Source organism: Brevundimonas sp. GW821-FHT02A10 (assembly GCF_059422025.1).
Genome location: NZ_JBWKWC010000003.1, coordinates 342,246 through 354,593, shown reverse-complemented (window position 1 = coordinate 354,593; position 12,348 = coordinate 342,246). Strand labels below are relative to the sequence as shown.

General features: G+C 67.8%; 12 protein-coding genes. 8 read left to right on the top strand and 4 right to left on the bottom strand.

Translation table 11 applies throughout. The annotated features are described in order from the left end of the window. The first annotated feature begins 4 nt into the window (after positions 1 to 4). The 7 genes from AC07U0_RS11295 to AC07U0_RS11265 all read left to right on the top strand — a co-directional run bounded on the left by AC07U0_RS11295 (position 5) and on the right by AC07U0_RS11265 (position 5,773). Entirely contained in the window at positions 5 to 265 is a 261-nt protein-coding gene (locus AC07U0_RS11295) for a hypothetical protein (RefSeq protein WP_494720107.1), read from the top strand. Then, the gene (locus tag AC07U0_RS11290) at positions 265 to 516 is read left to right on the top strand and encodes a DUF1467 family protein (RefSeq protein WP_494720106.1); all 252 of its coding nucleotides are present in this window, start codon (positions 265 to 267) and stop codon (positions 514 to 516) included. Before AC07U0_RS11295 ends, AC07U0_RS11290 begins: the two co-directional genes overlap by 1 nt. 77 nt (positions 517 to 593) lie before the next feature. Next, a complete protein-coding gene (gene proS / locus AC07U0_RS11285; RefSeq protein WP_494720105.1) occupies positions 594 to 1,907 on the top strand; it encodes a proline--tRNA ligase in 1,314 nt (437 codons plus the stop codon). Further along, positions 1,904 to 3,199, top strand: coding sequence for a lipoprotein-releasing ABC transporter permease subunit (locus AC07U0_RS11280; RefSeq protein ID WP_494720104.1), 1,296 nt, complete (start codon positions 1,904 to 1,906; stop codon positions 3,197 to 3,199). Before proS ends, AC07U0_RS11280 begins: the two co-directional genes overlap by 4 nt. After that, on the top strand, positions 3,192 to 3,893 hold the full coding sequence (locus AC07U0_RS11275) for an ABC transporter ATP-binding protein (protein ID WP_494720103.1): 702 nt from the start codon (positions 3,192 to 3,194) through the stop codon (positions 3,891 to 3,893). Before AC07U0_RS11280 ends, AC07U0_RS11275 begins: the two co-directional genes overlap by 8 nt. Positions 3,894 to 3,905: 12 nt before the next feature. Next, positions 3,906 to 4,322 (top strand): tetratricopeptide repeat protein, encoded by a 417-nt coding sequence (locus AC07U0_RS11270; RefSeq protein WP_494720102.1) that lies wholly within the window; start codon positions 3,906 to 3,908, stop codon positions 4,320 to 4,322. Positions 4,323 to 4,405: 83 nt separating this feature from the next. Then, positions 4,406 to 5,773, top strand: coding sequence for an MATE family efflux transporter (locus AC07U0_RS11265; RefSeq protein ID WP_494720101.1), 1,368 nt, complete (start codon positions 4,406 to 4,408; stop codon positions 5,771 to 5,773). Here AC07U0_RS11265 and AC07U0_RS11260 read toward each other — a convergent pair. The 4 genes from AC07U0_RS11260 to AC07U0_RS11245 are packed head-to-tail and all read right to left on the bottom strand — an operon-like array spanning position 5,770 to position 11,073. Next, on the bottom strand, positions 5,770 to 6,867 hold the full coding sequence (locus AC07U0_RS11260; protein WP_494720100.1) for a sialidase family protein: 1,098 nt from the start codon (positions 6,865 to 6,867) through the stop codon (positions 5,770 to 5,772). The genes AC07U0_RS11265 and AC07U0_RS11260 overlap by 4 nt on opposite strands. Next, complete coding sequence (locus AC07U0_RS11255) at positions 6,864 to 7,682, bottom strand: hypothetical protein (protein WP_494720099.1); 819 nt, start codon at positions 7,680 to 7,682, stop codon at positions 6,864 to 6,866. The genes AC07U0_RS11260 and AC07U0_RS11255 overlap by 4 nt, the downstream gene beginning before the upstream one ends. Positions 7,683 to 7,715: 33 nt before the next feature. Further along, complete coding sequence (gene parE / locus AC07U0_RS11250) at positions 7,716 to 9,815, bottom strand: DNA topoisomerase IV subunit B (protein WP_494720098.1); 2,100 nt, start codon at positions 9,813 to 9,815, stop codon at positions 7,716 to 7,718. Then, positions 9,784 to 11,073 carry an O-antigen ligase family protein gene (locus AC07U0_RS11245; RefSeq protein ID WP_494720097.1) on the bottom strand — a complete coding sequence of 430 codons (1,290 nt, stop codon included), beginning with the start codon at positions 11,071 to 11,073 and terminating at the stop codon, positions 9,784 to 9,786. Before AC07U0_RS11245 ends, parE begins: the two co-directional genes overlap by 32 nt. 119 nt (positions 11,074 to 11,192) lie before the next feature. On the opposite strand from AC07U0_RS11245, the gene AC07U0_RS11240 reads away from it, so the two are divergent. Next, positions 11,193 to 12,344: a low temperature requirement protein A gene (locus AC07U0_RS11240; protein ID WP_494720096.1), complete on the top strand. Its 1,152-nt coding sequence runs from the start codon at positions 11,193 to 11,195 to the stop codon at positions 12,342 to 12,344. The last annotated feature ends 4 nt before the right edge of the window (positions 12,345 to 12,348 follow it).

Genomic DNA, 12,348 nt, shown 5'->3' with positions numbered 1-12,348 from the left:
GCGTATGACCCTTCGCACCCTGGCGGTCCTGACCGTCCTGGCCACGGTCGGCCTGACGGTCGACGCCTGCCATGACGGCGCGGGCCGGCGCACCGAGACGACCCAGATCCGCATCACCGGCACGCCCAAGGCGGGTCACGTCGCTCCGGCGCGCCACGCGCCGGAAACCCCCGCCGATGACGCCACGCCATCGACGGGGTCCGCCGCTGGCTCGAAAGGCCGAAGCGGGGTAGGGGCTGGATCGACCGCGTCCCAGGAGTCCTGATGCCCATCGGCCCGATCACCATGACCGCCATCTTCCTCACCATCTGGTGGACGGTGCTGTTCTGCGTGCTGCCTCTGGGGATGTCGCAGGAGGATCAGGCCCCGCCGACCGACGGCGGCCAATGGGGCGCGCCGAAGACGCCCAATCTGAAGAAGAAATTCATCACCACCACCTGGGTCTCGGCCATCGTCTGGGCCGTGACCATGGTCATCATCTTCACCGGCTGGCTGCCGCTGCCGAAACTGGGGTGAGAACCGACGGGTTCGCCTAGCTTTTGCCCTGCCGTCCCGGCTAAAGCTCAGGTCTGACTGACCAAGCGGATTCTGCCATGCGCCTGTCGCGCTATTTCCTGCCTACGCTCAAAGAAGCGCCCTCCGACGCCCAGATCGTCTCGCACCAGCTGATGCTGCGCGCGGGCATGATCAAACAGGAGGCCGCCGGCATCTACGCCTGGCTGCCGCTGGGCCTGCGCGTCCTGAACCGGATCGAGCAGATCGTGCGCGAGGAGCAGGAGCGGGCGGGCGCCGTCGAGCTGCTGATGCCGACCCTCCAATTGGCCGACCTGTGGCGCGAGTCGGGCCGCTACGACGCCTATGGCCCCGAGATGCTGCGCATCACCGACCGCCACGAGCGAGAGTTGCTGTACGGACCGACCAACGAGGAGATGGTCACCGACATCTTCCGCGGCTTCGTGAAGTCCTACAAACAGCTGCCGCTGAACCTGTTCCACATCCAGTGGAAGTTCCGCGACGAGCGCCGCCCGCGCTTCGGCGTCATGCGCGGCCGCGAGTTCCTGATGAAGGACGCCTATTCGTTCGACATCGACGAGGCCTCGGCCCGCAAGGCCTATAACCGCATGTTCGCGGCCTATCTGAACACCTTCGCCCGCATGGGGCTGAAGGCCGTTCCGATGCGCGCCGACACCGGCCCGATCGGCGGCGACCTGAGCCATGAGTTCATCGTCCTGGCCGAGACGGGCGAAAGCCAGGTCTTCTGCGACAAGCGGCTGGTCGAGATGGCTCCCCCCGGAAACGACGTCGACTGGAACGACCTGCAGCACGTCTTCGACGAGCGCACGGCCCTCTATGCCGCGACCGAGGAAATGCACGACGCCGCCGCCTTCGAGGCCGGCACGCCGGAAGAGAACCGCCTGACCGCGCGGGGCATCGAGGTCGGCCACATCTTCTATTTCGGCACCAAATACTCGGCTCCGATGAAGGCCAGGGTCGCCGGACCGGACGGCAAGGACACCGAGGTCCATATGGGCTCCTACGGCGTCGGCGTGTCGCGTCTGCTGGGCGCCATCATCGAGGCCAGCCACGACGAGGGCGGCATCATCTGGCCCGACTCCGTCGCCCCCTTCGACGTGGTCGTGATCAATCTGCGCGTCTCGGACGAGGGCGTGAACGCCGCCTGCGAGGAGGCCGTCGCCAAGCTGGAAGCCGCCGGCAAGGACGTCCTCTATGACGACACCGACGAACGTCCGGGCGGCAAGTTCGCCACCGCTGACCTGATCGGCGTGCCCTGGCAACTGACCATCGGGCCCAAGGGTCTGGCCGACGGCGTGGTCGAGCTGAAGCGCCGCGCCACCGGCGAGAAGCAGACGGTCTCCCTGGCCCAGGCGCTGGAGATCATCGGTTGACTGATACGGCGGTTGATCCGAAGCCCGCCGGGCCCTTCTCCCGCTGGGAGTTCGCCCTGGCGTTCCGCTACCTGCGGCCCAAGCGCAAGGAAGGCTGGGTGGCTTTCATCGCCATCGTCAGCTTCGTCTCGACCATGCTGTCGGTTTTCGCCCTGATCGTGACGCTCAGCATCATGTCGGGCTTCCGCTCCGAGCTGCTCAACCGCATGCTCAGCTTCAACGGTCATATGTATGTGTCGGGTCAGGTGCTCAATGCGCCCGACCGCGAACAGGCCCTGGCCCGGATCAAGGCCGTACCGGGCGTGGTCAGCGCCGATCCCCTGGTCGAGACCCAGGCCCTGATCCAGGGCGGCGGCCAGACGACGGGCGCGATCGTGCGTGGCCTCAAGCCGTCCGACCTGTCGTCGATGCTCTATGTCTACAAGAGCCTGTCGCCCGAGGCCCGCGCGGCCTTCGGTCAGGGCGCCTACGGCGGCGACAGGGTTCTGGTCGGCCAGGCCCTGCTGGACCAGCTGGGCCTGCGGGTCGGCGATCCGATCACCATCTTCTCGCCCTCGGGCGCCGACAGCGCCTTCGGCAACCTCGGCGGCCTGTCCAAGACCTATTTCGTCGGCGGCGCCTATTCCTCAGGCACGGCCGACTACGACCGCGCCTTCATCTTCATGCCTCTGGAACAGGCCCAGCTCTTCTTCGGCAAGGAGGGCGTCTGGGACGTCATCGAGCTGAAGGTCGCCAATCCTGATCAGGTCCAGACCTATACCGACGCCGTGCGTGAAGCGGCGGGCCGGGGCGCTCTGGTCACCGACTGGACCGTGCGTCTGGCCGCCTTCTGGGGCGCCCTGAAGGTCGAGCGGGTGGCGATGAGCATCATCCTGGCCATGCTCGGCGTCATGGCCGCCCTCAACATCATCGTCGGCATCGTCATGCTGGTGAAGAACAAGACCAAGGACATCGCCATCCTGAGGACCGTCGGTTCGACCCAGTCGTCGATCCTGCGTATCTTCTTCCTGGCGGGGATGATGATCGGGGTCTCGGGTCTGGTCGTCGGCCTCGTCCTCGGCCTAGTCTTCTGCCTGAACATCGGCGCGATCCAGCACTTCATCGAAGGGATCACCGGGGTCCAGCTGTTCAACGCCGACGTCTATATGCTGGACGCCATCCCGGCCAAGGTCGACCCCGCCGACGTCATCTGGATCTCCGGCTGGTCGCTGTTCCTGTCCTGCGTCGCCAGTCTGGTGCCGTCCTGGATCGCCGCCCGGATCGATCCCATCGAGGCCCTTCGCTATGAGTAATCCGGTCCTGAGCCTGCGCGGGATCGTCCGCACCTATACGACCGGCCAGGGCGAGCTGACGGTGCTCAAAGGCGTCGATCTGGACGTCCGCCCCGGTGAGATCGTCGGCCTGATCGGGCCGTCGGGCTCGGGCAAGTCGAGCCTTCTGCACGCCGCCGGCCTGCTGGAACGCCCGACCGCCGGTCAGGTCATCATCGACGGCGAGGACGTCGGCCAGCTGGACGAGCGGGCCCGCACCCGCATGCGCCTCAGCCGCATCGGCTTCGTCTATCAGTTCCACCATCTGCTGCCCGAGTTCGACGCCCGCGATAATGTCGGCCTGCCGCTGCGCATCGCCGGACATTCCGAGGCCTCGGCCCGCAAGGCGGCGGAGGCGGCCCTCGGCTCCCTTGGCCTGAGCGAACGCCTCCTGCACCAGCCGGCCCAGATGTCGGGCGGGGAGCAGCAACGGGTCGCCCTGGCCCGGGCCCTGGCCAACAAGCCGCGCCTGCTGCTGGCCGATGAGCCGACCGGCAACCTCGACCCGGCCACCAGCCAGACGGTGTTCGAGGCCCTGCACGATCTGGTCAAGACGACCGGCGTCGCCGCCCTGATCGCCACCCACAACATGGAGCTGGCCGGCCATATGGACCGCGTCTTCGCCCTGAAGGACGGCCATCTGGAAGAGCGTCCGGCCGAGAGCCAGACCTACTAGGACGTCCTGACCATGACCGAGGCGATCCAGACCCAGCTCGAGATCGCCAGTCAGGCCCGCGCCGACGGCGACCCCGTCGGCGCGCGCAACGGCTATGCCAAGGCCGCGGCCCTCGCGCGCGAGACCAGTCAGCCGCTGCTGCGTGCCTTCGCCCTGCGCCATCTGTCGGAGATCGACCGCGAGGCCGACCGGCCGGACTCAGCCCTGGCCCACGCCGAACAGGCGCTGGCCCTCTACCGTCGCCATGGACAGGAGGCGTCGCTCGACGCCGCCAATGCCCTGCGTCTGATGGCCCTCGCCCTCGAAGGCCTGCGTCGCGCGCCGGCCGCCGCAAAGGCCTGGACCGAGGCCCGCGCCCTGTACGTCACGCTCGGGATTGAAGCCGGCGTGGAGGAGAGCGACGTCCACCTCGCCGAAACGACGGACTGACTCCGGACGTTTGACGTCTCTATTATATCCGGGTAAATCCTCTCCGCCAAACCGTGCTATCGGGGCCGGAGGGGGAGTTCGCGATGCAGCACGATCTGACACAGGGTTCGATCACCGGCCGGCTCGTGGGCATGGCCGCCTTCATCGGCATGGGGCTGCTGTTCCAGACCCTCTACTTCCTCGTCGACCTCTATTTCGTCGCCGGCATCGGGGCCTCGGCCATCGCGGGCGTGGGTCTGGCGGGCAACGCCTTCTTCCTGTGCATGGCGGCGTCCCAGATGGTCGGGGTCGGCGCCCTCAGCCTGATCGCCCGCGCCGTCGGGGCGAAGACCTTCGATCAGGCGGACGGCGTCTATCGCCAGTCCATGGTCATCGCCCTGGGCCTCGCGGTCCTGACCCTCGTCGGCGGCTATCTTTGCGCCCATGCCGGTCTGCATCTGCTGGCCGCGGACGAGGCGACGGCGAGGAACGGCGTGGCCTATCTCTACGGGTTTCTGCCAGCGCTGGCCCTGATGTATCCGACCAACGCCCTCGGCTCGGCCCTGCGTGCGGCAGGGGTGGTCCGGCCGACCATGCTGATCCAGACCGGGACGGTCCTGCTCAACGCCATCCTCGCCCCGGTTCTGATCGCCGGTTGGGGCACGGGCCATCCGCTCGGCGTTTTCGGCGCAGGTCTGGCCAGTTCCATCGCCGCCGCCATCGGCTTTGTCGGGACGCTCTACGTATTCGGCCGTTCCCAGACCCTGATCGCCCATCCGCTGAAGCTGCCGCGCCCCGACTTCGCGGTGTGGAGGAAGATCATCGGCATCGGCCTGCCGTCAGCGGCGGAGTTCCTGCTGATGTTCATCACCACGGGCGTCGTCTACGCCGTCATCCGCCATTTCGGCCCCGAGGCCCAGGCTGGCTACGGCGTCGGCTCACGGGTGATGCAGGCGGTCTTCCTGCCGGCCATGGCGGTGTCCTTCGCCGTCGCTCCGGTCGCGGGCCAGAATTTCGGCGCCGGCCGGGCCGACCGGGTCCGCCGCACGGTCCGTGACGCGGCTGTCCTGTCGACCGGCCTGATGCTGGCCCTGACCGCGCTCTGCCACATCCGCCCCGACCTGATGATTGGCGCCTTTGCCCATGATCCCAAGGTGATCGAGATCGGCTCGACCTTCCTGAAGATCATCTCCCTGAACTTCGTCGCCACCGGCCTGATCTTCACGGCGTCGGGGACGTTTCAGGCGCTCGGCGACACCCGTCCGGCCCTGCTCGGCAGCGTCTCACGCCTGATCACCTTCGCCGGTCCCGCCATCTGGCTCTCGACCCAGCCCTGGGCCCGGCTGGAGCATGTCTGGATGCTCTCGGCCGCCTCGGTCTTCGTCCACATGCTGATCGCGCTCTTCTTCCTGCGCCGCGAACTGGCGAAGAAGCTGGCGGGTCTCATTCCGCGCGAGGCGGTCCCCGCCTAGAGCCTGGCCGGATCCACGACCGCATGGCGGATGCGCTTGCGGTCCCAGGTCCAGGTCATGTGGACGAGGCCGTCCGCCGTCTGGATCACGGCCGGATAGGCGTAGCCGCTCGTCAGGGGTTCGGGCTCCAGCGTCAGCACCCGGCGCCAGACGACGCCGTCGTCCGACAGGGCCACCGCCAGCGGCCAGCGCGGCCCCTTGCCGGGCGTCTCCGCCGCATGGGCCGTGGGGTTGTAGACGATCAACTGGCGCCCGTCGGCCAGGGTTACGGCGTCGGTCCCCGAGTTCGGGTTGGGCAGGTCGATGGCCCCCAAGGGCGACCAAGTCCGCCCGCCATCCTCCGACCAGGTCGAGGCCACCGCCCCCTGCCGGGCACGCGCCACCGCCTGCAGCCGCGCGTCCTTGTGGATCAGGACGCTGGGCTGGATGGCGTCGATGTTGAGCGGGGAGGGGACGGGATCGCTCTTGGTCCAGCTCTGGCCCCGATCGTCCGACCGCTCGAAATGCAGGCTCCAGCCGGCGCCCGCATTGGCCCCCACGCCTTCGCCCGCCTCGACGCTGGACGGCGACAGCCAGGCGCCGTCGGCAAGGATCACCGGCTTGTTCTTGATCGGCCCGAGAATGCCGTCTGGCAGCCTTCGCGGCGCCGACCAGCTGCGCCCGCCGTCGCTGGACGTCATGACCATGCCCCACCAGTCCTGCGGCGTCGGCCCGACCTTGTAGAACAGAATCAGCGGCTGACCGGGAGGCTGGAACAGCACCGGGTTCCATGTCGGATGCCGCGTCCCGTCCGCCTGCACCCCATCAGCGACCCTGACCGGCGTCCCCCAGCGCCCGCCCTCGCACCGGGCGAACCAGATCTCGACATCGGGATTGCGCTCCTTGGTCCCGCCGAACCAGGCCGCGCCCAGCACTCCGCGCTCGACCTCCACGATCGTCGAGGCATGGGCCTCCGGATAGGGTGGCGCGTCCTCGATGAAGTCGAGGTGCAGCAGGGCGCTGGGCGTGTCCGCACGGGCTGAGGTCGCCGCGGCCGCCCCGAGCGCAAGACCGCCGACCGAGAGCCCCAGTCCGCGCCGGGTGAAGATCGTCACTGACGCAGCGCCGCGCTCGCATCGCGGATACGCGCGCCGTCAACGGCGTACAGCTTGTCGCCGACGCCGACATAGATCGGGATCCGGTTCTGCAACGACAGGAAGACGTGGGTTTCGACCGGTCCGGCCGAGACGATCTGGGTCACGACCATGCCCGTCGGCTGCCCGTTTGGACCCTGCTCCTTCCGCATGTTCAGACAGCCGTTCGATAGCTGGTCACGATGCAGGATGGTCTTGCCATCCGCGCTGATCCGATAGCGGTAGTGGCCGCCGACCGGCACGACATTGGCGTCCGTCGTCGACGTCAGGATCCACACCAGCCAGCCGTCGCTGTCGGGATCGCGCACTGTCACAGCGTTGGGCCGGGGCCCACATCGCAAGGGCCGGTTGTCGTCCGCGGCGGTCTGACGAGCGGTGAACTGGGCCCGCTCGCTCTCGTTCAGGGTAGGGTCGGTCGCCGGAACCACGGCGCCGGCTCGATTGCCGGTGACCAGGATGTCCCAGCCCGCCGCGACGTCGTCGCCGGCGGCCTTCAGAAAGCGCACGCGCTGATCCTCGCCCGAGGGCTCGACAACCCAGCCGCGCACCGTGCCGAGCTGGTCCTGACTCAATGCTGCGAGCAGGGCGTCTGTCGCCACCCAGGCGGCGGTGTCCTGACGATAGATGGCCTGCCCCATGGCGCTGACCTTCGCCTGCGACCATTCCTCGATCGGGATCGGCGTCGGGGCTCTTTGGTCAGGAGCTGTCTGGGCCCCGGCCGCCCCGCTCATCCCCATCAGCGCGACAGCGATCAATATAGCCTTGGAAATCCGCATAAGCCCCTCCCGGTGAACGGGAGGAGCCTAGCCTCACACGTCCAGATCAGCCACCGCGAACTGGGCGTTGTCCTGGATGAAGCGGAAGCGGGCCTCGGCCTTCTTGCCCATCAGACGCTCGACCAGATCCTCGATATCGTCCTCACTTTCGGGGACGGTGACGCGGGCCAGGGTGCGCTTCTTCGGATCCATGGTGGTCTCCTTCAGCTGGGAGGCCATCATCTCGCCCAGACCCTTGAACCGGCCGACCTCGGTCTTCTTGTTCTTGAAGACGGTCGCCATCAGCTCGTCGCGGTGGGCGTCGTCGCGGGCGTATTCCGACAGCGGCCCTGCGCTGATCCGGTACAGCGGCGGCAGGGCCATATAGAGCCGACCCTGACGGATCACCTCGGGCATGGAGCGATAGAAGAAGGTGATCAGCAGGGCCGCGATGTGGGCGCCGTCGACGTCGGCGTCCGTCATGATGACGATGCGCTCGTAACGCAGCTGTTCGATGTCGAAACGCGGTCCGGGCGTGACGCCGAGCGCCAGGGTCAGGTCCGACAGTTCGATGTTCTGACGCAGCTTGTCGGCGGTCGCCGAGGCGACGTTCAGGATCTTGCCGCGCAGGGGCAGGATGGCCTGGGTCGTGCGGTCGCGCGCCTGTTTGGCCGAGCCGCCGGCCGAGTCGCCCTCGACGATGAACAGTTCGGTGCCGTTGGCCGACTGGCGCGAACAGTCAGACAGCTTGCCGGGCAGGCGCAGCTTGCGGGTCGCGGCGGCGCGCTGGACGTCCTTGTCCTTGCGGCGCCGCAGACGGTCCTCGGCCCGGTCGATGACGAAGCCCAGCAGGGTGTTGGCCTGTTTGGGGCTCTCGGTCAGCCAGTGGTCGATCGGGTCGCGCAGCAGCTGTTCGACCAGCCGCTGGCCCTCGGGCGACGACAGACGATCCTTGGTCTGACCCTGGAATTCCGGATTGCGGATGAAGACCGAGATCAGGGCGCCGGCGTTGGCGATCACGTCCTCGGCGGTGATCTGGACCGCGCGCTTCTCGTTGGTCAGTTCGCCATAGGCCTTGAGGCCCTTCACCAGGGCCGCGCGGAAGCCGGCCTCGTGGGTGCCGCCGTCGGGCGTCGAGACGGTATTACAATAGGACTGGACGAAGCCGTCGGCCTCGCCGAAGCCGATCGGCGACCAGGTCACGGCCCATTCGACCGCGCCCGCCTCGCCCTTGCGCTCGACCCGGCCGGCGAAGGCCGGGGTGACGGTTTCCAGTTCGCCCACGCGCTCGGCCAGGGCGTCGGCCAGACCGCCGGGGAAGTGGAGCAGGGCGCTGGTCGGGGTCGCGTCGGTGATCCGCTCGGGCGCGCAGGTCCATTTGATCTCGACGCCGCGGAACAGATAGGCCTTGGACCGCGCCATGCGGAACAGGCGCGCGGGCTTGAAGGCCGCCCCCACGCCAAAGATCTCGTGATCCGGATGGAAGCGGATCAGGGTGCCCTTCTTCTTCGACGGCTGGATCTGGGCGATGGGGCCCAGCGGGATGCCGCGCGAGAAGGACTGCTTCCATTCAAAGCCGTCGCGCCAGACGGTGACGTCGAGGATGTCCGACAGGGCGTTGACGACCGAGACGCCGACGCCGTGCAGGCCGCCCGAGGTCTCATAGGCCTTGCCCGAGAATTTGCCGCCCGAGTGCAGCACGGTCATGACGACTTCCAGCGCCGACTTGCCCGGGTGTTTGGGGTGCGGGTCGACCGGGATGCCGCGCCCGTCGTCCTTGACCGACAGAACGCCGTCGGCGTCGAGGTCGACGGTGATCAGCTTGGCGTGGCGGGCCACGGCCTCGTCCATCGCGTTGTCGAGGACTTCGGCGAACAAGTGGTGCAGGGCCCGCTCGTCGGTGCCGCCGATATACATGCCGGGGCGTTTGCGGACGGGTTCCAGCCCTTCCAGCACCTCGATCGAGGAGGCCGAATAGTTGCCGGCCACGGCGGGCGGCGCCGGCGGCAGGGTCGGCTTCGGAGCCGCGACCGGTTCGGGCGCGGGTTCGCTCGCCACTACCGGAGAAACCGGGGGCGTGGGCGCGGGAGCAGCGGCCGGCTTGGGCGGCTGCGGTTGGTCGTCATCGAAGGAGAACAGATCGGCGGGAGCCATGGGCGTACTGTGAGGCGATTCGGGACCGCGTCAGGTAGGCCCCGGCGGCGTTTGGAGCAAGCTTCACGCGGCTTCTGGGGATCACTGCGCCTTCGCCCGTCATCAGCCCGCGCGTCAGTATGGCCAGCAGCAAGGTCCAGGGCAGGTTGGCGTTGGTCAGCAGCACGCTTTCCGACAGGCTCAGCATCAGGAAGACGGCGAAATAGGCGATGCCGAAATAGCCCTCGCGGTCGCCCCGTCCGGGGATCTGGAACAGGGTGGTCAGAAAGGCGACCAGCACCGTCGCCCCCACCGCGATGGCGCCTGGCCAGCCCAGCTGGATCAGCAGGTCGATCCAGCCGTTGTGCGCCGAGGGCACGGGCCACTGGGTCTCGGCTCGGATCCAGGCGGCGGGAATGCTCTCCCGCCCCCAGAAGGCCTGATAGCCGAAGCCCGTCCACGGCCGCTCGGCGACTTCGCGCATCAGGGCGGTCCAGATGTCGGTCCGGCCGGTCAGGGACGGGTCCTTGCCCAGGGCCTTCAGCACTACGGCGGGCTCGGTGATGAAGACATAGGCGATCAGGCCGAACAGGACGACGCCGAACCAGACGCCGATCACCGTCAGGGCCGGCCCGCCCTTCTTCATCGCCCACAGGGTCCCGACGATGCCGACGCCGATGACCAGACACAGCAGTGAGGTCTTGGACTGGGTCGCCAGCACCAGCAGGACGGTAATCCCGAAGCTCGCCCAGGCCATCTTCGTGCGCTGTTCCTCCAGCGCCAGACAGGCGGCGGCGGCGATCGCGCCTGCGACCATGACGACGCCCATCTGGTTCTTCTCATACCAGAGGCCGCGCCACAGGCCGGCGTTGTCGAACTGGTGCACCCCGATGCGCGGAAAGGCGAAGACCATGATCAGGCTGCCGACGCCCATCAGCAGACCGGACAGCATCAGGACGCGCGGCAACTGCGGCCCCTTGAACACCGCCCCCAGATAGATGGCGAAGACGCTGGAGAAGGCCATGGCGATGGTCCGCCGCGAGGTCACGCCCGGATCGATCGACCAGTATTTCGAGGCATAGGCGTGCAGGATCAGCAGGCCGAGAATGATCAGCGTCGGCCAGGCGTTGATCACCTTGTCGGCGCGCCAGCAGAGCAGGGCGGTGATCACCGCATAGACCGGCAGCCAGATCAGCCTCAGGATCGGCGTCTCCTCCTGCAGCGGGGCGAAGACCGGGCCGATCAGGGCGCCCGTCAGCATGACGATGACAAAGATCACCGCAGCCTGCTCCCACCACGGGGGAGAGGCCTCGCTTGAATCAGGCTCTGGACGGATAAAGGTCACGGCGGCAGGGTCGCCGTTCGTGCTTAACGAACCGTTGGGATTTGGGGGACTGGATGACGGATAGCCTGCTCAGGACGCGCGATGGCCATCACGCCCGCGTCGGTTTCGTCGAACTCTTCTTCGACCTGGTCTTCGTCTTCGCCGTCACCCAGATCTCGCACAGCCTCCTGCACCACCTGACCTGGGAGGGCGCGCTGCACGCGGCCATGATGGCGGCGGCGGTCTGGTGGTCGTGGATCTACACCAGCTGGGTCACCAACTGGGCCGATCCGGAGCGTGTGCCCGTCCGTATCGCCCTGTTCGTCCTGATGGGGCTGGGCCTGCTGATGTCGACCTCATTGCCCGAGGCCTTCGGCGAGAAGGGGCTGTGGTTCGCCGTCGCCTTCGTCGCCACGTCGATGGTCCGCAGCGGCTTCATGCTGTTCGCGGCGCGCAACGACGCCATGCTGAAGCGCAATTTCCAGCGCATCATCATCTGGCAGATGTTCTCCGGTGTCTTCTGGATCGCCGGCGGCCTGATGGAGGGCCAGCTGCGCGTCGGCCTGTGGCTGGCGGCCCTGTTCATCGAATACATCTCACCGGCCATGTTCTACCGCGTCCCGGGTCTGGGGAAGGCCAACACCGCCGAATGGACCGTCGAGGGCGGCCATATGGCCGAGCGGGTCGGCCTGTTCGTCATCATCTGCCTAGGCGAATCCCTGCTGATCACCGGCGCCACCTTCGCCGAGGCGACCTGGACGCCCGAGGTCATCGCCGCCGCCGCCGTCGCCTTCGTCGGGACCCTGGCCATGTGGTGGATCTATTTCAGCGCCGCCCATGACGCGGCCTCCGAGGTGATTTCGAAAGCCGACGATCCCGGCACACTGGCCCGCCGCGCCTATACCTACTGCCCGATCCTGATCGTGGCGGGGATCATCGTCACCGCCGTCGGCGACGAGCTGTCGCTGGTCCACCCCACCGGCCACGTCGAGCCCGCTGTCGCCGCCGTCCTGATCGGCGGGCCGCTGCTGTTCATGATCGGCGGCCTGCTCGCCAAGCTGGCCATCTTCGAACGCTGGTCGATCCCGCGCGTGGCCGGCTGCGTGGCGTTGGCGGCGCTGTGGTTCGCCGTGCCGTTCGTCACGCCCCTGATCCTCGCCGCCCTGACGACGGCGGTGCTGATCGCTGTGGCGGGCTGGGAGACGATCAGTCTGCGGGCAGCCTGATCCC